The 21,606-nt window shown below is 58.5% G+C and carries 15 protein-coding genes; 6 read left to right on the top strand and 9 right to left on the bottom strand.

Annotation, left to right across the window (positions count from 1 at the left end; genetic code table 11):
• Window positions 1-105: 105 nt before the first annotated feature.
• The 6 genes from P5704_016205 to P5704_016180 all read left to right on the top strand — a co-directional run bounded on the left by P5704_016205 (window position 106) and on the right by P5704_016180 (window position 9,375).
• A complete protein-coding gene (locus tag P5704_016205; protein ID WOF77584.1) occupies window positions 106-1,059 on the top strand; it encodes a GDP-mannose 4,6-dehydratase in 954 nt (317 codons plus the stop codon).
• A gap of 47 nt (window positions 1,060-1,106) precedes the next feature.
• The gene (locus P5704_016200) at window positions 1,107-2,285 is read left to right on the top strand and encodes a glycosyltransferase family 1 protein (GenBank protein WOF77583.1); all 1,179 of its coding nucleotides are present in this window, start codon (window positions 1,107-1,109) and stop codon (window positions 2,283-2,285) included.
• A gap of 67 nt (window positions 2,286-2,352) precedes the next feature.
• Window positions 2,353-3,147, top strand: coding sequence for an ABC transporter permease (locus P5704_016195; protein WOF77582.1), 795 nt, complete (start codon window positions 2,353-2,355; stop codon window positions 3,145-3,147).
• Window positions 3,147-4,367: an ABC transporter ATP-binding protein gene (locus P5704_016190; GenBank protein ID WOF77581.1), complete on the top strand. Its 1,221-nt coding sequence runs from the start codon at window positions 3,147-3,149 to the stop codon at window positions 4,365-4,367. Before P5704_016195 ends, P5704_016190 begins: the two co-directional genes overlap by 1 nt.
• Complete coding sequence (locus P5704_016185; protein ID WOF77580.1) at window positions 4,364-5,593, top strand: class I SAM-dependent methyltransferase; 1,230 nt, start codon at window positions 4,364-4,366, stop codon at window positions 5,591-5,593. Before P5704_016190 ends, P5704_016185 begins: the two co-directional genes overlap by 4 nt.
• Window positions 5,593-9,375 carry a glycosyltransferase gene (locus tag P5704_016180; protein WOF77579.1) on the top strand — a complete coding sequence of 1,261 codons (3,783 nt, stop codon included), beginning with the start codon at window positions 5,593-5,595 and terminating at the stop codon, window positions 9,373-9,375. The genes P5704_016185 and P5704_016180 overlap by 1 nt, the downstream gene beginning before the upstream one ends.
• A 234-nt stretch (window positions 9,376-9,609) precedes the next feature.
• Here P5704_016180 and P5704_016175 read toward each other — a convergent pair whose 3' ends face one another.
• From P5704_016175 to P5704_016135, 9 genes are all read right to left on the bottom strand, one after another.
• Window positions 9,610-10,020 (bottom strand): GtrA family protein, encoded by a 411-nt coding sequence (locus P5704_016175; GenBank protein ID WOF77578.1) that lies wholly within the window; start codon window positions 10,018-10,020, stop codon window positions 9,610-9,612.
• Window positions 10,017-10,958, bottom strand: a complete 942-nt coding sequence (locus P5704_016170; protein WOF77577.1) for a glycosyltransferase family 2 protein — start codon at window positions 10,956-10,958, stop codon at window positions 10,017-10,019. Before P5704_016170 ends, P5704_016175 begins: the two co-directional genes overlap by 4 nt.
• Before the next feature lie 5 nt (window positions 10,959-10,963).
• A complete protein-coding gene (locus P5704_016165) occupies window positions 10,964-12,583 on the bottom strand; it encodes a DUF6311 domain-containing protein (protein ID WOF77576.1) in 1,620 nt (539 codons plus the stop codon).
• A 179-nt stretch (window positions 12,584-12,762) separates the two neighbouring features.
• Entirely contained in the window at window positions 12,763-14,589 is a 1,827-nt protein-coding gene (locus tag P5704_016160) for a DUF4214 domain-containing protein (GenBank protein ID WOF77575.1), read from the bottom strand.
• A 277-nt stretch (window positions 14,590-14,866) separates the two neighbouring features.
• Window positions 14,867-15,865 carry an acyltransferase gene (locus tag P5704_016155; GenBank protein WOF77574.1) on the bottom strand — a complete coding sequence of 333 codons (999 nt, stop codon included), beginning with the start codon at window positions 15,863-15,865 and terminating at the stop codon, window positions 14,867-14,869.
• A 218-nt stretch (window positions 15,866-16,083) separates the two neighbouring features.
• Window positions 16,084-17,130 carry a GDP-mannose 4,6-dehydratase gene (gene gmd, locus P5704_016150; GenBank protein ID WOF77573.1) on the bottom strand — a complete coding sequence of 349 codons (1,047 nt, stop codon included), beginning with the start codon at window positions 17,128-17,130 and terminating at the stop codon, window positions 16,084-16,086.
• A complete protein-coding gene (locus P5704_016145) occupies window positions 17,114-18,517 on the bottom strand; it encodes a TolC family outer membrane protein (GenBank protein ID WOF77572.1) in 1,404 nt (467 codons plus the stop codon). Before P5704_016145 ends, gmd begins: the two co-directional genes overlap by 17 nt.
• Window positions 18,517-19,830 (bottom strand): HlyD family type I secretion periplasmic adaptor subunit, encoded by a 1,314-nt coding sequence (locus P5704_016140; GenBank protein ID WOF81258.1) that lies wholly within the window; start codon window positions 19,828-19,830, stop codon window positions 18,517-18,519. The genes P5704_016145 and P5704_016140 overlap by 1 nt, the downstream gene beginning before the upstream one ends.
• Before the next feature lie 20 nt (window positions 19,831-19,850).
• On the bottom strand, window positions 19,851-21,587 hold the full coding sequence (locus P5704_016135; GenBank protein WOF77571.1) for a type I secretion system permease/ATPase: 1,737 nt from the start codon (window positions 21,585-21,587) through the stop codon (window positions 19,851-19,853).
• Window positions 21,588-21,606 lie beyond the last annotated feature (19 nt).

Below are 21,606 nucleotides of genomic sequence, written 5' to 3'. Positions count from 1 at the left end.
GACGATGCAACGTCTGTACCCAGCCTGAGATCGGTACCGGTCAGCTCGCTTGCCTTTGGAACGCTCTGTAAACTAACTCGCACTCACGGGTCGGGAGGGAAGGTCATGCAACGCACGCTAGTCACAGGCGCAAATGGGTTCGTGGGGCAGCAACTCTGCAGAGCGCTGCTGGAGGACGGCCAGCATGTCATCGCGTTGACTTCCGGCACACCGGCATCGCCTGGGGCCGCCTGTCCGCAGCTGCAGTGCGACATACGCGATCCCGAGGCACTGGCGCGTGCCATAGCACTGGCCCGCCCGACACATGTAGTACACCTGGCCGCCATCTCGAACGTACCGACAAGCTTCGCTAACCCACAGTTGACCTGGCAGACCAACGTGCTGGGCAGCCTCAACCTGATGGAGGCGTTGCGTCTTCATGCACCCGAGGCATTTACGCTTTATGTCAGTTCCTCGGAAGTCTATGGCGCAAGCTTCAAGCAAGGGCAGGCCGTCGATGAACAGACAGCCTGCCACCCCATGAACCCTTACGCTGCCAGCAAGCTCGCTGGCGAGATAGCGGTCAACGAATATTTCCGTCAAGGCATGCGCGGCGTAATAGCGCGGCCGTTCAACCACATTGGTGAACACCAGTCTCCCAAGTTCGTGACCGCCTCTTTCGCACGTCAGATCGCCATGGCCGAAGCCGGGCTGCAGCCGCCGATCATACAAGTCGGCAACCTTGAAGCTCGCCGGGATTTTCTCGACGTCCGGGATGTGTGCAACGCGTACCTGCAATTGTTGAAACCGTTGCGCGAGAACACCGGGCCCGCACGCTGCTTCAATATTGCTTCAGGGCAAACGCACCGCATCCGCGACGTACTCGAAGCACTATTGGCAATGAGCCCGCGAGCGATAAGCATCGAACAGGACCCCAAACGCCTGCGCCCATCGGACATCCCTATCGCCACCGGAAACAGCATGGCCATCAAGCAAGCAACAGGCTGGCAACCGACAACGCCGTTGCACGAGACTCTGGAAAGGCTTCTGCAATACTGGCGCGCGCAGTTCGCTCTTTAACCAATACCGCCTAAACGCTCACGCCAAGCGCACCCAGGTAACAATCATTGAAACTGTTGATCAACACCGAGTCACTACTGCCGCCCATTACCGGAATTGGCACCTATACGCAGAACCTGCTTGAACAATTTGTAGCGATGCAAGCACTTGAAACCATCGAGTGCTTCTCCGGGCACCACTTCACCTCAGCTACTCAGGCCCTGCAACAATGCGGCGCCAGCATAGAGCGCGCCGCACCGTTAGTATCATCGCGAGGCCATCTGGTTCAGTTTCTACGCAACTCGAGCCTGGCTTACCGCGCTCGCGAAACGCTACGCAACAGCTTGCTGCGCCTGAAGTCCGCACGCTTGCGCAATTTCGTATATCACGAGCCCAACTTCATTTTGCGTACGCACAAGGGACCTTGCGTTGCCACCATCCACGATCTCTCCTTCATTCATTACCCGCACTACCACCCCCCTAAACGAGTGGCCTGGCTGACCCGTGAACTGCCAAGGACGCTGGCTCGGGCGGACATGCTGATCACGGATTCCGAGCAGGTAAGGCAGGAATTGATCGCCAGATATGCTGTAGATGAACAACGCGTCCGAGCCATCTACCTAGGAGCAGCAGATTGCTACACCGAACTGCCAGCCAGCCAGACCTCGGCGACATTGGCTGAATATGGCCTTGAGCATGACCGCTATCTGCTGTTCGTGGGCACACTGGAGCCACGCAAGGGCGTCGATACACTGATTGAGGCTTGGTCACGCCTCCCTGAGCCCATGCGCCAGGAGTATCCCTTGGTACTAGCCGGCGCGCAGGGCTGGAACAATCATGATCTCCAGGCGCGAATCGACTCGCTGGCCATGACACATGGGCTACGCCATCTGCAGTTCGTACCCATTGAAGCGCTACCGTCACTTTATGCAGGCGCAAGCATATTCGTTTACCCCTCCCTATATGAAGGCTTCGGTTTGCCTGTACTGGAGGCCATGAATTGCGGCACCCCGGTCATCTGCACGACTGAAACAACGATGGCAGAATTCAGTGCTGGCGCCACCATGCTGTGTGAGCCGGGCAATTCAGAGCAATTGAAGGACTTGATGCAAAAATTACTCGAAGACGATGCTCGACGAGCCACCCTGGGTAAAGCCGGCCTGGAGCGCGCCAAGGTTTTTTCCTGGCAGCGCTGCGCCAGTGAGACACTCGCCGTCTATCGCGTGGTCTCGGGTGCCAGCGCGTGAAAAACAACTTTCATATGCGGCTACTGCAGCCGAAGCCAATTGTAGAATATATTTTTAAGGCACCACCATGCTAAGTACGGCAAGACTGCTATGGGCATATAGAGATTTCATTCTCGGCAGTGCCAAGCGCGAGTTTCAGTCAAAATATCGAAACTCACTACTAGGGGCGACCTGGACTATTATCCAGCCTCTCGCAATGATTGTTGTATACACGGTAATATTTGCTCAATTAATGCGCGCCAGGCTGCCGGGCACCGAAAGCACCTTCGCCTACAGCATTTACCTGTGCGCCGGCGTTATAACCTGGGGATTCTTTGCTGAAATAACCAGCCGCGCCCAGAATGTATTCATAGAGAACGCAAACTTACTGAAAAAGATTAATTTCCCGCGCCTGTGCCTGCCGGTGACTCTGGTCTTTAGCGCAAGCTTAAATTTCACGATCATTTTCTCTCTGTTCGTTATCTTCCTACTGGTCACGAATCAATTTCCTGGCTGGGTTTTCCTGGCAATATTCCCTGTACTAGCAATACAAACATTGTTCGCCATAGGGCTCGGGATGACGCTCGGCGTGCTAAACGTATTCTTTCGCGATATAGGACAGCTATTTAGCGTGATCCTCCAATTCTGGTTCTGGCTGACCCCGATCGTCTATCCAGTGGAAATCCTACCGGAGAGCCTGCAAAAGCTGATGCAGTTCAATCCAATGGCCTCGATAATAGGCGCCTATCAAAAAATACTGGTATTCGGCCATTGGCCAGAATGGAACCACCTGTGGCTTCCACTGGCCCTTGGCTTGATCCTTTGCTTCTGGGGTTTGAGATTGTTCAGGCAGAACTCCGGCGAATTGGTGGATGAACTCTGATGGGCAATATAACCATTACCAATCTGGGCAAAGCCTACAAACAGTACCCCAGCAGATGGGGGCGTCTTGCCGAATGGCTGCTTCCCCTGAGAAAACCTCGCCATACGCTGAAATGGGTGCTACAGAACATCAATTTTCAGATTGCTCCGGGTGAGGCTGTAGGAATTATTGGCATCAACGGGGCCGGAAAAAGTACCCTATTGAAAATCATCACCGGAACTACGCAGCCCACGACTGGCCACGTCCAGCTTACCGGTCGCATCGCTGCCCTATTGGAACTAGGAATGGGGTTTCATCCGGACTTTACTGGCCGTCAAAATGCGCTGATGGCAGGCCAACTCCTCGGCTACAGTGCAGAAGACATCCAAAAAATGATGCCGCAAATCGAAGAATTCGCCGAAATTGGAGACTATATCGACCAGCCGGTGCGAGTTTATTCCAGCGGAATGCAAATGCGGCTAGCCTTCAGCGTCGCTACGGCACATCGTCCGGACGTGCTGATTGTAGACGAAGCGCTGTCTGTAGGGGACGCCTATTTTCAGCACAAAAGCTTTGATCGCATCCGAAATTTCCGCGAAAAAGGCACCACTTTGCTGCTCGTATCTCACGATAAGACCGCCATCCAGTCCATCTGTGATCGTGCCATATTGCTCAACGCAGGCCAGTTGGTAATGGAAGGCGAGCCGGAAGTAGTCATGGACTATTACAACGCGATGCTCGCTGAGCGTGACAACCAGACCGTTCGTCAGCAGATCACCGAGACCGGCAAGGTACAAACCATCTCAGGAAGCGGCGAAGCCAAAATCAATAAAATTGCCCTTCTCGACGAACACGATCAACCCCTGGATGTTGTCAACGTGGGGCAACCGGTCAAACTGAAAGTTACCATTGAAGCCACAGCGCCGCTGCCGGAACTGGTAATTGGCTACATGATCAAAGACCGCCTTGGACAACCCGCATTCGGAACCAACACTTATCACCTCAATCACAAACTGACCGACATCCGAAGCGGCGCCATCAATACATTTGTTTTCAGCTTCGCTGCCAACCTGGGGCCAGGCAGCTATTCCATTGCAATCGCACTGCACACTACCGATACACATATCGGAAAGAACTACGAATGGAGAGATCTGGCTGCCATCTTCAATGTGGTGAATATTGACCAGAACACATTCATCGGGACCGCCTGGCTTCCCCCTACCGTGGAGCACTACGAATGAGCGATGGCTTCTACCGCGCATTTGAAGAGCGTTATTACGCCTCGCGCAGCAAAATTAAAGAACTGCGGAAGCAATATCTGCCATTCGTTACTCCAATTACCTTGCTCTATCCGGCCTCTGAGACATTCGATATCGGTTGTGGTCGTGGAGAGTGGCTGGAGTTGATGCTTGAAATGGGCATGCAACCTCTGGGCGTGGACCTTGACGACGGAATGCTGGCGGGCTGCCGTGACCATGGTTTGCCAGCAAAACAAGGGGATGCCGTCGCATACTTGAGCACACTTCCTTCTGAAAGCCAGGCACTAATCAGCGCTTTCCATGTAGTTGAACATATCAGCTTCGATCAACTACAAACTGTTGTTTCAGAAGCGCTCCGCGTCTTGAAACCTGGCGGCCTGTTGATCATGGAGACCCCTAATCCTGAGAATATCGTGGTCGCCACACGAAACTTCTATCTGGACCCTACACATCAGCGCCCACTCCCCTCTCTATTATTATCGTTTTTGCCAGAGCACTATGGCTTTGCCCGTTCCAAAGTCGTACGCCTGCAAGAGTCGAAGGAGCTTGCGAACAAAGCATCTCCGACACTTAACGACGTATTTGAAGGCGCAAGTCCCGACTATGCGGTGATCGCGCAAAAGGCCGCTTCCGTTGAAACGCTGTCGATGCTTGATGAAGCCTTCAGTAAGGAATACGGCCTGCGGCTCGATGTACTCGCCGGTCGCTACCATACGGCAGTAGTGACCAGTATCAGGCAAGCTGAAGACATCGCCCGCAGGGCTGAAGCGTTAGCGCTTGGACTGGCACAACGCACACAAGCAATTGAGGCTTCAGCTCAATACTGGCATCAAGAAGCGCAACACCGGCACCAGCAGGTCTTAGCCATTCACCAAAGCACTTCCTGGAAAATCACCAAGCCCATTCGCCTACTTAAGCGCTTGGCCTCCGGCGACGTTGTGCCCATCAAAAGGTTGCTGCACCTTTTGCGTACTGCCGCCATTCAGCGGGTCCACAAGCATCCCGAACTCCTGCGCAGTTTGCGCCACATCCTGCACAGGTTTCCTCGTCTGCACCAGGCCGTATCGCGAGTGGCGAGATGGGCTAGCCCAGACTCGGGAATATACAAGGCGGACTATCCCGCCTCACTTCAGGCACTAACACCGCGCGCGCGCGACATCTACCTTGAATTGAAAAACAGTATTGAAAAAGGAAAGGGCGACCACTGATGCGTATTGTGATTGACATGCAGGGCGCGCAAACGGAAAGCCGGTTTCGTGGAATCGGTCGCTACACCCTGTCTTTCGCCCAAGCGATCGCACGCAACCATGGCGAGCATGAAATATTTTTGATCCTCAACGGCCTATTCCACGAAACGATCGAGCCCATCCGCATCGCATTCACTGGCCTGCTGCCGCAAGCCAATATCCTCACCTGGTGGGCGCCGGGCCCGGTAAGCGCCGACAATCCAAAAAATGATGGCCGCCGCCAGGCGGCGGAGCTGATTCGCGAGGCATTCATCGCCAGCTTGCGACCCGACATTGTTCACCTCAGCAGCCTGTTCGAGGGCTATATCGACGATGCCGTAACCAGCATCGGACAGTTCAGCAGCACGACGGCCACTAGCGTCTCGTTCTACGACCTGATCCCGCTGCTTAACCCCGACCAATACCTTAAGCCGCGCCCCCAATACGCCAGCTATTACCAGCGCAAGATAAGCCACCTGAAACAGGCAGGAGCATTGCTGGCCATTTCAGACTTCGCCAGGGAAGAAGCCTTGAGCCACCTGGAAACGCCAGCGGAGCGAGTGACCAATGTTTCGACCGCCATCGAAGCGGATTTTCGCCCTCTTTCCATTGATGACGGAAGCGCCGATCACCTTAAGCAACGACTAGGCCTGAGCCGCCCGTTCCTCTTGTATACCGGCGGAAGTGACGAACGCAAAAACCTGCCCCGCCTGCTCCAGGCCTACGCAGCCCTGCCTGCAGAACAGCGCACCACGCATCAACTGCTGCTCGCTGGAAAAATGTCCGAAGGGTGTGTCGCCAACCTCCAGCGCGAGGCAGCCCAGGCAGGCCTGCAACCCGGTGAGTTATGTTTCAGTGGCTATGTAACCGATGTGGAACTCATCCAGCTGTACAACCTGTGCAAGCTGTTTGTATTTCCCTCGTGGCATGAGGGCTTCGGTTTGCCAGCGCTTGAAGCCATGGCATGCGGGGCTGCCGTGATTGGCGCAGGCACAACCAGCCTACCCGAAGTCATTGGACTGCCCTCGGCACTGTTCGATCCCACCGATACGAACGCCATCACAGCAACAATGTCCAGAGCCCTCGGAGACGCGAGCTTTACCGCCGAACTGCGCCAGCACGGCCTGCAGCAAGCAAAACGTTTTTCCTGGGATGAAACCGCGCGGCGAGCATTTCAAGCCTGGCATGCACTGCATACAAGCAAGCACGTCACCGCCTCCCCCGCCACTCAAAAACCCAGGCTAGCGTTCGTATCTCCCTTGCCTCCCGAGCGCAGCGGTATCGCCGACTACAGCGAACAATTGCTGCCAGCACTGGCGCAGCACTACAGCATTGAGGTCATTGTCTGTCCCGACGAGATGGGAAAACAGGCCCCCAGCACGAGCTACAACGTGCGCGATATAGACTGGTTGCGCGCGCACTCCCATGAAATGGATCGCGTGATCTACCAGATGGGTAATTCCCCCTTCCACAAACACATGCTGAAGCTGCTACGGGACATACCGGGGACCGTTGTCCTGCACGACTTTTACCTGAGCGGCTTGCTGGCCTGGCTGGAAGATACTGCCGGCGCAGGCCGCGCATGGACGGAAGCGCTCTTCGAGTCGCATGGCTACCTGGCGGTACGTGAGCGCTTCCTCAATCCACAAGCGGCGAAGTATGAATACCCGGCCAATATCGACATCCTGCGCTACGCGCAAGGGGTAATAGTCCACTCCGAGTATTCCAGAAAGCTCGCCGAACACTGGTACGCTGGACGCCTTCCCGAGGCGTGCGAAGTCATCCCGCTCCTGCGCTGCCCTGCAGAAAGCATCGACAGAACGATGGCGCGCCGCCACCTCAACATCGCGCCGGACAGCTTCGTCATCTGCAGTTTCGGCTTTCTCGATCCAACCAAGCTCAACCACCGGCTGCTGCAGGCCTGGATCGCCAGCAAGCTATCCGAAGACAAGCGCTGCACCCTGATTTTCGTTGGCGAGAACCACAGCGGCGACTACGGCTTCCAGCTGCTGGAAACTATCCGATCTTACGGCCTTGAAGACCGCGTGCGTATCACCGGCTTCGCAGCGCCCGAATTGTTCCAGCACTATCTGGCAGCAGCGGACATGGCAGTCCAGTTGCGCACCCGCTCACGCGGCGAAACGTCAGCAGCCGTGCTGGACTGCATGAACCATGCACTACCCGTCATCACCAACGCCAATGGCTCCATGGCTGAACTCGACCCAGCGGCCGTCTGGATGCTGCCTGATGAATACCAGGATTGCGCGCTTGTGGAGGCGCTAGAAACACTGTGGCAAGCCGCCGACAGGCGCAGCGCGATAGGCCAACGGGCCCAACAAATCATTGCCGAGCACCACTCACCCGCCGAATGTGCCTTGCGCTATAAGGATGCCATCGAGCGCTTCCATCTCAACACAACACCCACGGCGCCCGGCCTGGCAGACGCGATTGCTGCGACTTGCGGCTCGTCACTGACAGACACGGACCTGCTGCAGCTGGCAACGGCCATCGACACATCACTGCCACTGCCACGCTCGGCCAAACGCCTATACCTCGACATAACCGCCACCTGCAGCAACGGCCTCAACACCGGCATCGAACGGGTCGCACGGGCCTTGTTGCTTGCCTTGCTCGAATCCCCCCCAGCTGGCTACCGCATCGAGCCCGTCTATCTCAGTGAAACAGGCGGCAACTGGCATTATCGCCATGCCAGCCACTACACCCTGCAGCTGCTTGGTTGCCCTTCAAGCGCACTGAACGAAGAGAAAGTATCGCCCTATAGTGGCGACATCGTGCTGGGGCTGGATGTATCCGGCACGGTCCTGACCCAGGCGCAACGCTCGGGGTTGTTCAGCAGGCTCCGCGCCCAGGGCGTCCGGACCTTTTTCATGGTTCACGACCTGCTGCCAGTGAGAATGCCCGAGGTGTTTCCGGATGGCGCAACCCAGGGGTTTACCGAATGGCTGCAGAGCACCGCGCAACTTGACGGCATCATCGGCGTGACCAGGCAGGTTGCCGATGACTATGCCGCCTGGATGAAAGAACAGCCCGCCAGCCAGAGCAAACGGCAAAAGTCGTTTTACATCGGCTGGTCGCACCATGGGGCAGATCTAGGCAATTCCGCACCTTCCGGCGGCCTGCCTGATGATGCCGCACGGACCCTGGAAAAACTCCGCACATGCCCAAGCTTCCTGCTTGTGGGAACCATCGAACCACGCAAGGGCCACCTGCAGGTTCTCCAGGCCTTCAGCGCGCTCTGGCAACAGGGGGTCGAAGCCAATCTGGTGATCGTCGGCAAGGAAGGCTGGAAAGGCCTGCCTGACGCCGTACGCCGAAACATTCCTGAAACGGTCAAGGCTCTACGTGAACACCCGGAACGGGGCAAGCGGCTTGTCTGGCTCGAAAATGCCAGCGACGAATATCTCGAAAAGCTCTACGCCAACAGCGCCTGCCTGATCGCAGCCTCATTTGGCGAAGGCTTCGGCCTGCCACTGATCGAAGCCGCCCAGCACCGGTTGCCGATCTTCGCGCGCGATATCCCCGTGTTCCGCGAGGTCGCCGGTGAACACGCCTATTACTTTCAGCATGGAGACCCGGCGCGCCTGGCCGCTTCGCTCAAGGACTGGATAGCGCTTTATCAGGAGAACAAACACCCCCGTTCAGACGCCATGCCCTGGCTTACCTGGGCGGCCAGCGCGCAGCGGCTCCAGCAGCAGTTGCTCGCGGCAACGGCTGAAGATACAGAAGCCTTCAAGGCACAGTAACCACCAACCACCGCATGGCCGTGTTCGCGGGCGGCCCGCTCCTATAAAGCCGAGGCTCGCCCTGGTAGGAGCGGGCCATGCCCGCGAAAAAATCACACATCGGCGTGGCGCCATTCACGGGCATGGCCCGTTCCCACAAAAGCCACCAGCCGCGGCCAGCGGCCGGCACTACAATCCGAGCCCCACACCACGTAGGAGCGGGCCATGCCTGCGAAACACGCCAGCGCGCCCGCCTCAACGCAATGAGCGCGCCTCACCCACATGGGCGAAGGTCCAGAACTTCATAACGGCGAAGCTCAACAACGGCACCACCACCACGATCAATATAAAGCCCAGCAGATAATGCAGCCCGTAGAGTTCTGACATCCAGGCCAGCAGCAACGTAAGCCCCAGCGACAGCAGCGAGGCCAGGAAGAACCGCGCATAACGGCCTGGCGAGAGCGCCGCCTTGAAGGTCAGCCAACTGTTCATCAGATAAGAAAAGATATTGGCAACACAGAAAGCCAGCAGATGCGCAACCGTCACGCCCAACGCTACCCATTCGACCGCCACGACCAGAATAGCCCCGTGAACCAGGGTATTGGCTACCCCTATCAGCGCAAAACACATGAGCTGGGCATGACGTGCAAAGAGTGCGCGTATCACTCGTCGATGACCTCCCGGACGATATAGGAAGGCCGCCTTTTGACCTCGGAAAAGACCCTCCCGATATATTCGCCGAGCACACCGATTCCGATCAGCTGTACCCCGGCCGTAAACAGCATGACGACCATCAGCGAGGCATAACCGGGCGTATCGCCCCCATAGATCAACGTCTTGATGATCAGGTACAGGGCATACACGAAGGCCAGCAGCGAGACGAATCCGCCGATGTAAGTCCAGATGCGCAGCGGCACAGTGCTGAAACTGGTAATGCCCTCCAGGGCAAAATTCCACAACTTCCAGGTATTGAAGCTCGACTTGCCATGCTCGCGCGGCTCTACCTGATAATCGACAACGGTACTTTTGAAGCCAACCCAGGCAAAGATCCCCTTCATGAAGCGGGAGTTCTCGCGCAGCGACCTGATCGCCTCGACCACCTTGCGATCCATAAGACGAAAGTCACCCACGTCCGCCGGAATCTCGATATGGGAAATACTCCGGCTGACGGCATAGAACGCCCGCGCGCTGACCTTCTGAATTGCCCGATCGGTATTGCGGTCTACCCGGCGCGCCAGGACCACCTCATAACCAGCCTCCCATTCGTCGATCATTTTCAGCACCAGTTCGGGCGGGTGCTGCAAATCCGAATCGATTGGCACCACGGCATCGCCAGTAGCGAAATCCAACCCGGCAGTGATGGCGGCCTCCTTGCCGAAGTTGCGCGAGAAATCGACGATACGGATATAGCTGCGCCCCTCTCGCGCCTGCTTCAGCATCTCCAGCGTGCGGTCGCGGCTGCCATCGTTGACGCACACAACCTCCAGGTCATAGTGATCACGGATCGGCGCGAGCGCTGTGTCGATACGCTCGAAGAACCGGACCACGCCCGCCTCCTCGTTATAGAAGGGTGCGACAAGCGTGATTTTCTTCTTCTGAACCATCCCAGTCACTCAGTCGGTTGTAGACAAACATAAGCAAAGTCCAGCGCCTGGCAGCCCAGCGCCGCACCCGCTGGCAACAGCGCTTCGACCCTGGCGAGGCTTTCGAACTCCTTGCGCACGAAGATAAAGGCCGAAGCCTCCAGCGCCGAGCCGCTGATCTCCTCGGCAATATCGTCACAGCGCGGGGTGTAGCGGGCAATATAGCCCGTGTTGAGTTTCAGCTGCCGCTCGCCGGAATACTTCATCACCGGTAGCAGACTGTCATGGGGCGGATGCTGCCCGCACTTGAACTTCGGATAGAAGTACAGGTTGCGAACGTTCGCACCCAGTACCGCGTCCCATGCCGAGGCATCCATCTTCGGAGAGGCCTGAACGGAAATCTCATCCTTCAGCGATCGATAGTGGGGTCGCAGATCCGCCAGCTGCAGTGCGACCAGCACGGCCGCGGTCGCCGTGAAGGCCACACGGCCCAGGCGGCGGTAGAGGGTCAGCAACGAGAAGATCGCCACACAGTAGCCCACCGCCCAGAAGAAGCGCCCGGAGGCGCGAAACTGCGCGGTAAGCCCGCCCAGAAATTCCGGATAGCGGATCACCAGAATCTCGGTGCCGCCCAGATAGACCTGATTGGACAGCGCATACAGGCTGTAGCCCAGCATCAGCAGCGTCAACGGCCAGTGGCGCCTGAAGAAGCCCCGGTCGTGGCGCCGGCACAGCCCCAGGGCCAGGGCAAAAGCGACCAGCAGCCCCAGCCCCAGGTAATTGAAGCCCTCGTACTGGCCGGGCCCCGCCTCGGCCTGCACCTGCAGGAAATGCCCGCCCAGCAGCGGCGAGAGCAGGTTCATCGAGTAATAGCCAAAGCCCCACTCGCGGGTCACCTCGGCCAGCGGCATCGGCAGCAGGGTCACGAGCAGGCTGGCCAGCAGCAGCCCAAACGGCAGCATAAAAAACAGCAGGCTGCGCCAGTGCCGGTAGACCCCCACCGCCAGCGCCCCGGCCAGGTATATGCCGGCGGCCATCACAAACAGATAGATGTTGATATAGAACGCGGCCAGCAGCAGCACGGCCCAGCCGCCAACGGGCAACGCCGCCAGGCGCAAGCCGCGAACGTACAAGGCCAGGGCGAACAGCAGAATCCAGTGCGACATCAGCGATATATGGCCGATACGCGCCATCAGTGCCGGCGAAACCAGCAGCACCAGCGCCAGGCCGATAAGCAGCGTCCAGGAGTTGATGCGCAGCTCCCGGACGATCCACCAGGCACCCACCGGCTGCAGGATAAAGCACAGCGCGACCCATACCCCATAGGGGTTCAACGGCGCCAGGCTGGCCGGCAGCAAGGCCTTGAGCAGCAAGGCATACAGCGGAATCGCATCGACGAAGGTCGCGCGCGTGCCCTGCGGGTAATTGAGGCTGTCGAACGCCAGCAGCGGAAACTGCCAGGGCGCTGCGAAATAATGGTTGAACCCCGCGACATACTGGGTCACGTCATCGACATCGGTCTGCCAGAAGCCGGACACCCCCAGCACGAAAGACAGGCCGAAGGTCACCGCGACAAAGCCGATACCCAAGGTTAGGGCCACTACCAGGCCGACAGGGCCGGTTGGCCGTAAGGAAACTGCGGGCACGGGTAATAACCTCTCGGAGATGGCACGAAAGTCGCGGATGCTACAGCGCTGTGTGCGGAATGTCTTTAGTCGCATGCCATAGCTGGCTTGAGCGAGTGTCGCCAGTATTTATAAAGAAAAAACCCGGCCGAAGCCGGGTTTTTTATCAGCTCAAGCTGACCCGAAGGCCAGCGTAGAACTTAGGCGAAGCTGACGAAGCCGTTTTCGAAGACCAGGTCCGCAGCGTTGACGCCAGTCAGGGTGATGGTAGTGACATCCGCCTGGCCAGTAGCATTGCTGGCAAAAGTTTCAGTTTCGATTTGGATCTCAGCGCCAGTAGCACCCTGAATGATGAACACCTCCAATGCGTTAGCGTCACCTTCAAGCTTAGAGTAGTCACCAGTGCCGGCCTTGTACTCGGTGCCGATAAAGAGCAGATCGTTACCGGCAGTACCGAAGCTGCCGATTGAGGCATTGGCGGCATCGGAGGCTAGGAAAAGATCGTCTTCCGCAGTGCCTGTACCAGTAACAATCGTCACACCCAGAGCCTCTACGGCCTCAACAGCACTTTCAATCGCATCAGTCAAACCTTTGTAGTCAGCCTGCACTTTCAATGCAGCTTCAAGTTCATTGATAGCAGTTGTAAGCTCAGTGACTTCATCATTGGCGTTTTTTAGGGTGCCTTTGGCTGCAGTCAAAGCAACATCAACAGCATTGATTTTGGTGTTGCTTGTAACTGCATTAGCAGCGTTACTGGCATCTGTTGTGGCTTTAGCAGCAGCAGCTACCGCCGCCTGGTCGGCTTTGACTGCAGCCAGCAGTTCATTAACACCGGCAACTTCTTTGTAGGCTTCGACGATGATCAAGTTCTTGCCATCAGCGTCGAACGTAATGACGTCTGTACCTGCGCCAGTGGTAACCTCAGTACCCACCGTGACCACAGGTGCTTTAGCTGCCGGAGTCACAGCAACACCGTCGGTATAGCCAACGCTACCCACAGTGCTATTCAGCGTGAGGAAATTGGTTTCCGCACCGGCTGCAGCAGCCTTGGCAGTAAGAGCAGAAGCATCTGCAGCTGTTTTAGCGATAGCGGTCGCATCACGAGCAGCAATGGCTGCGGCGGCACCCTCTACTTCGTTAACAGCCTTCTGCTTGGCAGCTACGTCATTTTGAGCTGTAACCACAGCAGCTTTACGGTCGGTCAGGTAACCATTAGCAACAGCAAGAGAAATATTAGTCCCCGATACTTCGGTATCCAGCTTACTCTGTGCGTTAGTTACAGCCGTATTAACTGCTGCTTGGTCAGCCAGCTCATTCTCCTCGAGGAAGTCAGCTGCAGCCTTCTGCGCTTCAGCCAGATCAACCAGAGCAGCAGTCAGCGCACTGTTCTGACCAATCAGCGAACCAGCCGGATCGTCGGTGCCAACAGCTACGTCGATACGGCCTTGAGCGGCGGTAACGCTGGCAGCATCGGCGGTGACGTTGGCGATGGCAGCCTGGGAGGCCAGGTAGGCCGGATCGGCTTGCAGGCCGGCAACGGTGCTGGTGTCGGTGGCCGGGTTCAGGTTAGAGGCAGCGCCGAAGGTTTCGGCGAAGTAAATGCCGACGTTGGCTTTGTTGGTCAGGGTGTCCTGACGAACGACTGCTGCGTCGTACTCGGCCTGGGTCAGTTCGCCAGAAGCCAGCATGGCGTCCAGATCGACGCTCAGTGCGCCCTGAACGAAATCAGCCACGACCTGAGCCTTGCTCACGCCGCTGGCCAGCAGGTTGGCCCAGTTCTGGATGCCCTTGGCATCGCCCTCGGAGCCCAGCACGTTGATGTACAGCTGCTGAACGAACTGAATATTGGTCAGGCCAGCGTACAGCTCGGTGAATACCGGATGCTGAACGAAACCATCAGCAGCCTGGGACAGGGAGGCACCGCCCTGAATGAGGTTAACCCAGTTGTTCAGACCTTCCTGATCGGGCGCACGATTGAAAATCGCACTGTACAGCGCAGCTACTTCTTGTTGAACGGTAACGGCCATTTGTAACTCCTTAAGGATTAATGCAAGCGTTCGCTTGGCCTGAGGGCGACTCAGACGGGGGCGATTATGACGACACAATAACGGGCAAGCAACCCGAAGGGGTTCAGCTTAAGCATCCACGCCAAGCACCGTGGCCGACAAGATGCCGAAAAACCTTTCAAGTGACAAGCCAAAGGTGGAACTTGTAGACCTTTGGCGATTCATATCCAGGTTGCATGGTGCTATCGGCAGGTTGCGGCAGTACTACAGCCAGCCTGACGAATGGTGCACACGGCCCTCAGCCGGCAATGGCGCCCTTGGGCTGCGCTTGTGCCGGCAGCTGCTTTCTGAAACGTTTCCACAAGGGCAGCTCCAGCCCGTAATGGCCTAGCCCGGCCAGCAGTGCGCTGATCAACCACACAGCCCAAACCGCCCCGGGACCACTCCAGCCAGCCAGCTCCAGCAACCAGATGACCGGAAAGTGCAGCAAGAACAGGCCATAGGACAGATTGCCGGCTGCCCGCTGCAGCGATTGAAAGCGACCTGTGAAGCGATAGCGCTGAAGCAGCACAAGAATAGGCAACCCGAACGCCAGCCCGAGCGCTACCTCTATGTTGTGCGGCACATGCTGGCCGAACGTGAGCAGCCAGACGGCATACAGGCTGCTTCCCAGCCAGAGCACCAGCAGCAGGCGGCGCGCCCATGTGGCGGGGTTGCTCAGGAGGGTGCCGGCCAGGAAGATGAAGCCAACCCCGGCCAGTAGGCGATAGCCAAAGACATCGGTGTGCAGCCAGCCGATTTGCGCGCACAGGAAGACCAGGAAACTGGCCATGGCAGCGATGACAGCCCAGCGCGAGCGGCACAGTAGAAAGGGCACCAGCAGATAGAACTGCAATTCAGCGGCCAGCGACCAGGCTGGCGGGAGCAGGGTAAAGGTGTCCTGCCCGCCATACATATAGTAGTTGAGCGGAATGATCAGCAGATTCGCCAGCCAATCCTGCAACTGCGGCTCGCGTGACAGGAAATAGGATTGTGCGCCGAGCCACCAGACCACTATGGCGAAGATCAGGCAGGCGAAGTACAAGGGTAGAATGCGCCAGGCCCGGTCATGCCAGAACCAGAGCGCGCCGGACAGCCAGCCACCTTCAGGGCGGCGGCGCCACAACGAGGCCACCACGTGGCCCGCAAGCATATAAAAGACGATGACGGCCACGACACCGGGATTGACGCCCGCAACGGTAATGCCCATATGGCTGACAAGCACCAGGCTGGCCAATAAAAAACGCAGCAGCCCCATCACTCCCCCTTCGGCCATTGGCAAGCGGCGACAACCAGCCCCGGCATCCATTACGACAATTGGTCGCTCCGGATGACGCTCGGAACCATACCGCCACCCCACCCTCATTCACATAAAAGCAAAGCGCGTAGCCACCGCAGGAGCGTGCCGTGCCCGCGAAGCACGTGGCCCCTCCACGGACATGGCCGACTCCCATAAAAAGCGAAGCGTACGGTTACTTAGAATGACTTACCGTTTTGCACGCGCTGCAGATCGGCGTCGACCATCAACTGGCAAAGCTCTTCAAGCGTGGTCTTCGGCTCCCAACCCAGGGCTGCCCTGGCCTTTTCAGGATTGCCAATGAGCAGGTCCACTTCAGCCGGGCGATAGAAGCGCGGGTTGACCTCAACGAGGGTCTTGCCGGTACGACTGTCAATCCCGCGCTCGCCCTCCGCGGCCCCCTGCCAGTCGAGCTGGATATCCACGGCCTTGAATGCCAGCGAAACGAAGTCGCGCACGGTCTCGGTGCGGTTGGTGGCCAGCACGAAGGTATCTGGCGTATCGACCTGCAGCATGCGCCACATGCCCTCGACATATTCCTTGGCGAATCCCCAGTCGCGCTTGGCATCGAGATTGCCGAGCTGCAGGCAATCCTGTTTCCCGAGCGAGATACGCGCAGCGGCGTCGGTGATCTTGCGCGTCACGAATTCCTTACCGCGCAGTGGAGACTCGTGGTTGAAGAGAATGCCGCTCGCGCCGAATATGCCGTAGGACTCACGGTAATTGACCGTCATCCAGTGGGCATACAGCTTGGCCACACCATAGGGGCTGCGCGGATAGAAAGGAGTGGCTTCGGTCTGCGGTATCTGCTGAACCTTGCCGAACATCTCAGAGGTCGAGGCCTGGTAGTAACGAATCGCCGGGTTGACGATACGGATAGCCTCGAGCAGGTTCACCGCGCCAACACCGGTAATTTCAGCGGTGGTGATCGGCTGATCGAAGGACACGCCGACGAAACTTTGTGCGGCAAGGTTGTAGACCTCGGAGGGCTGCGCGCGCTGCATCAGGCGGATGCTCGATGACAGGTCCGTCAGGTCATGCTCGACCAGCTCCAGTGAGGGGTGCTCGAGCACGCCGACCTCCTCAAGTCGCCAGAAGTTGACCGAGCTGGTCCGGCGATAGGTGCCGTAGACCTTGTAGCCCTTGTTCAGCAGCAGTTCGGTCAGGTAGGCGCCGTCCTGGCCGGTGACGCCGGTGATGATCGCGGTTTTACTGTTCATGCTCATTCCGTTGTTTTTCTTCCAAAGCCCGTGCAGATTCGCCACGAGCCAACCAGAGATTAACGTTGGCAACGCTCTGCTCGGACAAGCCGCCGGCCCAACGATTCAACACCAGAAGGTTGGTGATGAAATCGTACTGAGCCTTGAGCAGATCACGCCGAGCCTTGTATTCATTCTGTACCGCAGTCAGCACATCAACCGCGTTGACGACGCCGAACTCGAAGCCGCGCTCGGCAGCCACGCTGGACCGCTCTGCCGACTCCAGCGCATTACGTGAGGCACGGATCCTTTCCACGCTGGATTGGGCGGTCAGGTAGGCGCTGGTTGTTTCCTTGACAACTTCTCGCCGCACCGCTTCCATCTGCTGCTCGGTCGAAAGCCGGTCGTTGTAGAGCGCGCGGCTACGGGCCGAGGTGGAGCCGCCACTGTAGATCGGGATCTGCACGCCAAGGCTGGCGACATAGCTATCCGAGCGAGGCGCAAGGGTATTGTCGTAACCGACATCACTGCGCTGAGCGCTGAGGTTGAGACTTACCGAAGGGTAATGCCCACCCCGCCCTTCACGAAGGGCGGCCTCGGCAGCCGCCAGAGCCTGCTCCTGGGCCTTGAGCGCAGGGTTCGCGGCGACAGCACGTTCGACCCAGACGCTGACGCTTTCGCCCGGCACCTGCAGCTCGATGTCCTCGCGTATACGACTGAGGCGCTCGGTCACGGGGCGACCGATGATTTCGGACAACTCCTCGCGGCTGACGCGTACCTGATTGCGCGCCTCGACCTCCTGCGCAGCCAATGCATCGACGCGCGCCCGCAAATCGAGTACGTCGGTCACCATGGCGAGCTGTCGCTCGTACATTGCCTCAACGCGGTCGAGATTCTTCTGCGTGGCACGGCGCTCGGCCAGCACCAGCTCCAGTTCGTCGTCCGACGCCAGGGCAACAAAATAGCGCTGAGCCAGGTCAACGGTCGCCTCCGCCTGCGCATCTTCCGCTTCGTACTCGCCCTGCCGCGCCCGGGCCTTGAACTCCTGGTAATTCTCCCAGGCCTGCTTGTTATACAAGTGCTGGCTCAGCGAGAGGGCGTAGCGTTCGTTGTTGAAGCTCTCGGTGTAGGTTTCCACGTCGCGGTTGGTGCGGTTGAAGCTGCTGCTGGCGGTGACCTGCGGCAGCAGTCCGCCGAAAGCTTCGCGCTCGCGCTCCTTGCCAGCCTGGGCGCGAGCGTAGGCGGCGAGCACACGCGGATCCTCGAGGCGGGACTCGCGATAGAGTTGCATCAGGTTGGCCGAGTAGTTCGAGGCCGTAACCTCGCCCGGCGGCGCCGCCGGTGTTTCGGCGGCCTGGGCATGAACGAGGCCGAAGAACAGGCTGAAGCAAAGAGAAGCGAAGCAGCGCACCATCAGTCCTCGATCAATGATCTGGCAAAGGCATCGGTCGCGGGCTGCATCAGATACTGCAACATCGTCCGGTTGCCGGTATTGATCAGCACCTCCGCGGGCATGCCCGGCTGGAGCGTGAGCGAGCCCAGCGCCCGCGCGCCCTCTTCGGTCAGCGCGACGCGCGCCAGGTAGTAGGGCATGCCCGTTTCCTCATTGATCAGGCGGTCCGCCGATACATGCCGGACAACACCCTTGATCACCGGAGTGGTCGAACTCTTGAAGGCACTGAAGCGGATATCGGCGGGCTTGCCCACGCTTACACGGTCAATATCGATAGGCGACACCTGAGCCTCGACGATAAGGTCGGACACCGAGGGCACGATATCGAGCAACGGCGTGGCCGGGCTGACGACACCTCCGATCGTGTGGACCTTCATGCCCAGGATCATGCCGTCTTCGGGGGCACGGATGACGATGCGGCTCAGGCGATCTTCCAGCGCGGCCTTGCGCTCCTGCAGGTCGAACACCTTTGTCTGCACCTCGGAGAGCTGCGACACCACCTCCGAATTGAAGTCCTTATTCAGCTGGAGTATCTGCAGCTCGGTCTCACTGATCTGCAACCGGGTCTTGGTGACTTCGGACTGATGGTCGGCAATCTCGGCCTTGAGCATGTCGAGGCGGCGCTGCTGTTCGAGCAGGCGCTGCTTGTCGACATAACCCTCTGCCAAGAGCTCCGTCAGTTCGCCAATTTCATCGCGGTAGGACTTTTCCAGATTGCGCTTGGTAGCGACCATTGATTGCAAGCCAGAAATCTGCTCCTGCAGCTGTCCGACACGCTTCTGCAGAACCGCGACTTCTCCAAGCCGGGAACCACGACGGGCATTGAACACCTGGGTTTCCCCGTCCTGGGCCTCGATCGCGCGATGGCTGCTGGTTTCGATCATTGCGCTGAAGTCGATCTGCTCCCGCCCGTCGCGCTCGGCCTGCAGCCGCGCTTCCATGGCCTGGGCAGCCACCAGCTGGCTGAGCGTCATGCCGTATTCGGCACGGACCTGGGTGTCGTCAAGCACGATCAGCGGATCGCCTGCAGCCACGACGTCTCCGTCACGGGCATGCAGTTCCTTGACGATGCCGCCTTCCAAGTGCTGGATGGTCTTGCGATAGGACTGCACGGTCACTACACCGGGCGCCAGTGCGGCGCTGCCTAAAGGGGCGAAGGTGGCCCAGGCACCAAAGAGCCCAAACGTCACGAAAACGATGGCAAAACCGATCAGGCGAGCCTTGCGGTCCGACGCCGGCAGGCTGGCAAGGCGATCTTCGATGGCATTGTTCATGCTGGTCATGATGGTCTCGGTTACGAGCGTGCCGCAGATTGCCCAGGCGTTACCTGGGCAATCTTCTGGGCGCTGGCTTGTTGCTTGTTGAGTTCGGCCATGACCTTGTCGCGCGGCCCATACAGGCCGATTGCTCCGTTGCTCATAACCAGCAGGCGATCAAGCTGGGCCAGGATGCTGGTGCGGTGGGTAATGATGAACACCGTGGCGCCACTGGCCTTTAGCTGCTGGATGGCCATGGCCAGTGCGCGCTCTCCGACCTCGTCGAGGTTGGAGTTGGGCTCGTCAAGGATAATCAGCCGAGGGCTGCCGTAGATCGCCCGCGCCAAGCCGACGCGCTGGCGCTGGCCACCGGACAGGTTGACGCCGTCCGAGCCGATCACCGTGTCATAGCCTTCAGGCAGTTGCAGGATCATCTCGTGCACGCCGGCAGCCTTGGCTGCCTGGATGACCTTGTCCGGCTCTATTTCGCGGAAGCGGGCGATGTTTTCGCTGATGCTGCCTTCGAACAGTTCGATGTCCTGCGGCAGATAACCGACGTAGGGGCCCAGCTCGCGCTTGTCCCAATTGTTGATATCCGCGCCATCGAGCCGCACCACACCATGCTGCGGCGCCCAGACGCCAAGCAGGGCGCGGGCCAATGTGGACTTGCCGGAGGCGCTCGGGCCTATGACACCCACTACCGAGCCTGCCGGTACGGCGAAGCTGATGTTCTTGAGAATCGGCGTCTTGGAACCGGGCGCACTGACGATGAGGTTTTCTACCAGCACATGGCCCTCGGGTGCGGGCAAGGACATGCGTTGCGGCTCAGCCTGCTGCTCGTCGAGGATTTCGTTCAGCCGTGCGTACTGGGAACGCGCCGAAATGAAGCCCTTCCAGCTGCCGATCATCAGGTCGATCGGCGCCAGCGCCCGACCGAGGAGAATGGAGCCGGCAATCATCAGGCCGGGAGTGATTTCCTGCTTGACCGCCAGATAGGCACCAATGCCCAGAATGAGCGACTGCGACAGCATGCGGAATGTCTTGGAGAACGAGGTAACCATTCCACCCTTGTCGCTAGCCTGCGATTGCAACAGCAGAACCTGACGCTGACGCTCGCCCCAGCGCCCCATGAGCGTTTCCAGCATACCCATGGATTCGATCACTTCGGCGTTGCGCAGATTCTTGTTGGTGTGCAGGTTCGCAGCGATGTTCTGCTTGTTGGCATCGGCGATGGCCTTGCCGGTCAGCTTTTCGTTGACTACCGCAAGCATGAGCAGAACGATGGCGCAGCCGATGGCGAACCAGCCGTACCAGGGGTGAAAGAGGAACATCACGCCGATGTAGACCGGTAGCCAGGGGGTATCGAAAAATGCAAAAAGACCGTTACCCGTGAGGAACTGGCGCAGCCCAGTAAGGTCATTAAGAGGCTGCGCCGACGCATCCATGCCACCGCTGTCCAGGGCCTTTTTGAAGCTCGCCCGGTAGACGTCACGACTCAGCAAGACATCCAGCCGGGTGCTCAGGCGCACCATGATGCGCGAACGCACCCACTCCAGCGAGCCCATGGTGCCCATCAGAATGGTCATGATGAGCGTGAGCATCACCAGCGTCGGGATGCTGCCGCTGGTCACGACACGACCATAGACCTGCAGCATGTAGAACGACGGCACCAGCATCAGGGCATTGACGAAGAAGCTGAAGAAGCCGACCGAGAGGAAACTGCCCTTGCACGCTTTGAGCGCGGTCTTCAGGCTGTTTTCGCGAACATTACGCATGGATTCGGTACTGCCTGGC

The sequence above is a fragment of the Pseudomonas sp. FeN3W genome (assembly GCA_030263805.2).
In the GTDB taxonomy this organism is placed as follows: Bacteria; Pseudomonadota; Gammaproteobacteria; order Pseudomonadales; family Pseudomonadaceae; genus Stutzerimonas; species Stutzerimonas stutzeri_G.
Note: the sequence above shows the minus strand (reverse complement) of the source record. Positions and strands in the feature narration are given on the sequence as shown.

What these genes read in the sequence shown, in the direction of transcription:
- P5704_016205 (WOF77584.1), top strand. Translation starts at nt 106, where the DNA reads ATGCAACGCACGCTAGTCACAGGCGCAAATGGGTTCGTGGGGCAGCAA.
- P5704_016195 (WOF77582.1), top strand. Translation starts at nt 2,353, where the DNA reads ATGCTAAGTACGGCAAGACTGCTATGGGCATATAGAGATTTCATTCTC.
- P5704_016190 (WOF77581.1), top strand. Translation starts at nt 3,147, where the DNA reads ATGGGCAATATAACCATTACCAATCTGGGCAAAGCCTACAAACAGTAC.
- P5704_016185 (WOF77580.1), top strand. Translation starts at nt 4,364, where the DNA reads ATGAGCGATGGCTTCTACCGCGCATTTGAAGAGCGTTATTACGCCTCG.
- P5704_016180 (WOF77579.1), top strand. Translation starts at nt 5,593, where the DNA reads ATGCGTATTGTGATTGACATGCAGGGCGCGCAAACGGAAAGCCGGTTT.
- P5704_016170 (WOF77577.1), bottom strand. Translation starts at nt 10,958, where the DNA reads ATGGTTCAGAAGAAGAAAATCACGCTTGTCGCACCCTTCTATAACGAG.
- P5704_016160 (WOF77575.1), bottom strand. Translation starts at nt 14,589, where the DNA reads ATGGCCGTTACCGTTCAACAAGAAGTAGCTGCGCTGTACAGTGCGATT.
- P5704_016155 (WOF77574.1), bottom strand. Translation starts at nt 15,865, where the DNA reads ATGGGGCTGCTGCGTTTTTTATTGGCCAGCCTGGTGCTTGTCAGCCAT.
- gmd (WOF77573.1), bottom strand. Translation starts at nt 17,130, where the DNA reads ATGAGCATGAACAGTAAAACCGCGATCATCACCGGCGTCACCGGCCAG.
- P5704_016145 (WOF77572.1), bottom strand. Translation starts at nt 18,517, where the DNA reads ATGGTGCGCTGCTTCGCTTCTCTTTGCTTCAGCCTGTTCTTCGGCCTC.
- P5704_016140 (WOF81258.1), bottom strand. Translation starts at nt 19,830, where the DNA reads ATGAACAATGCCATCGAAGATCGCCTTGCCAGCCTGCCGGCGTCGGAC.
- P5704_016135 (WOF77571.1), bottom strand. Translation starts at nt 21,587, where the DNA reads ATGCGTAATGTTCGCGAAAACAGCCTGAAGACCGCGCTCAAAGCGTGC.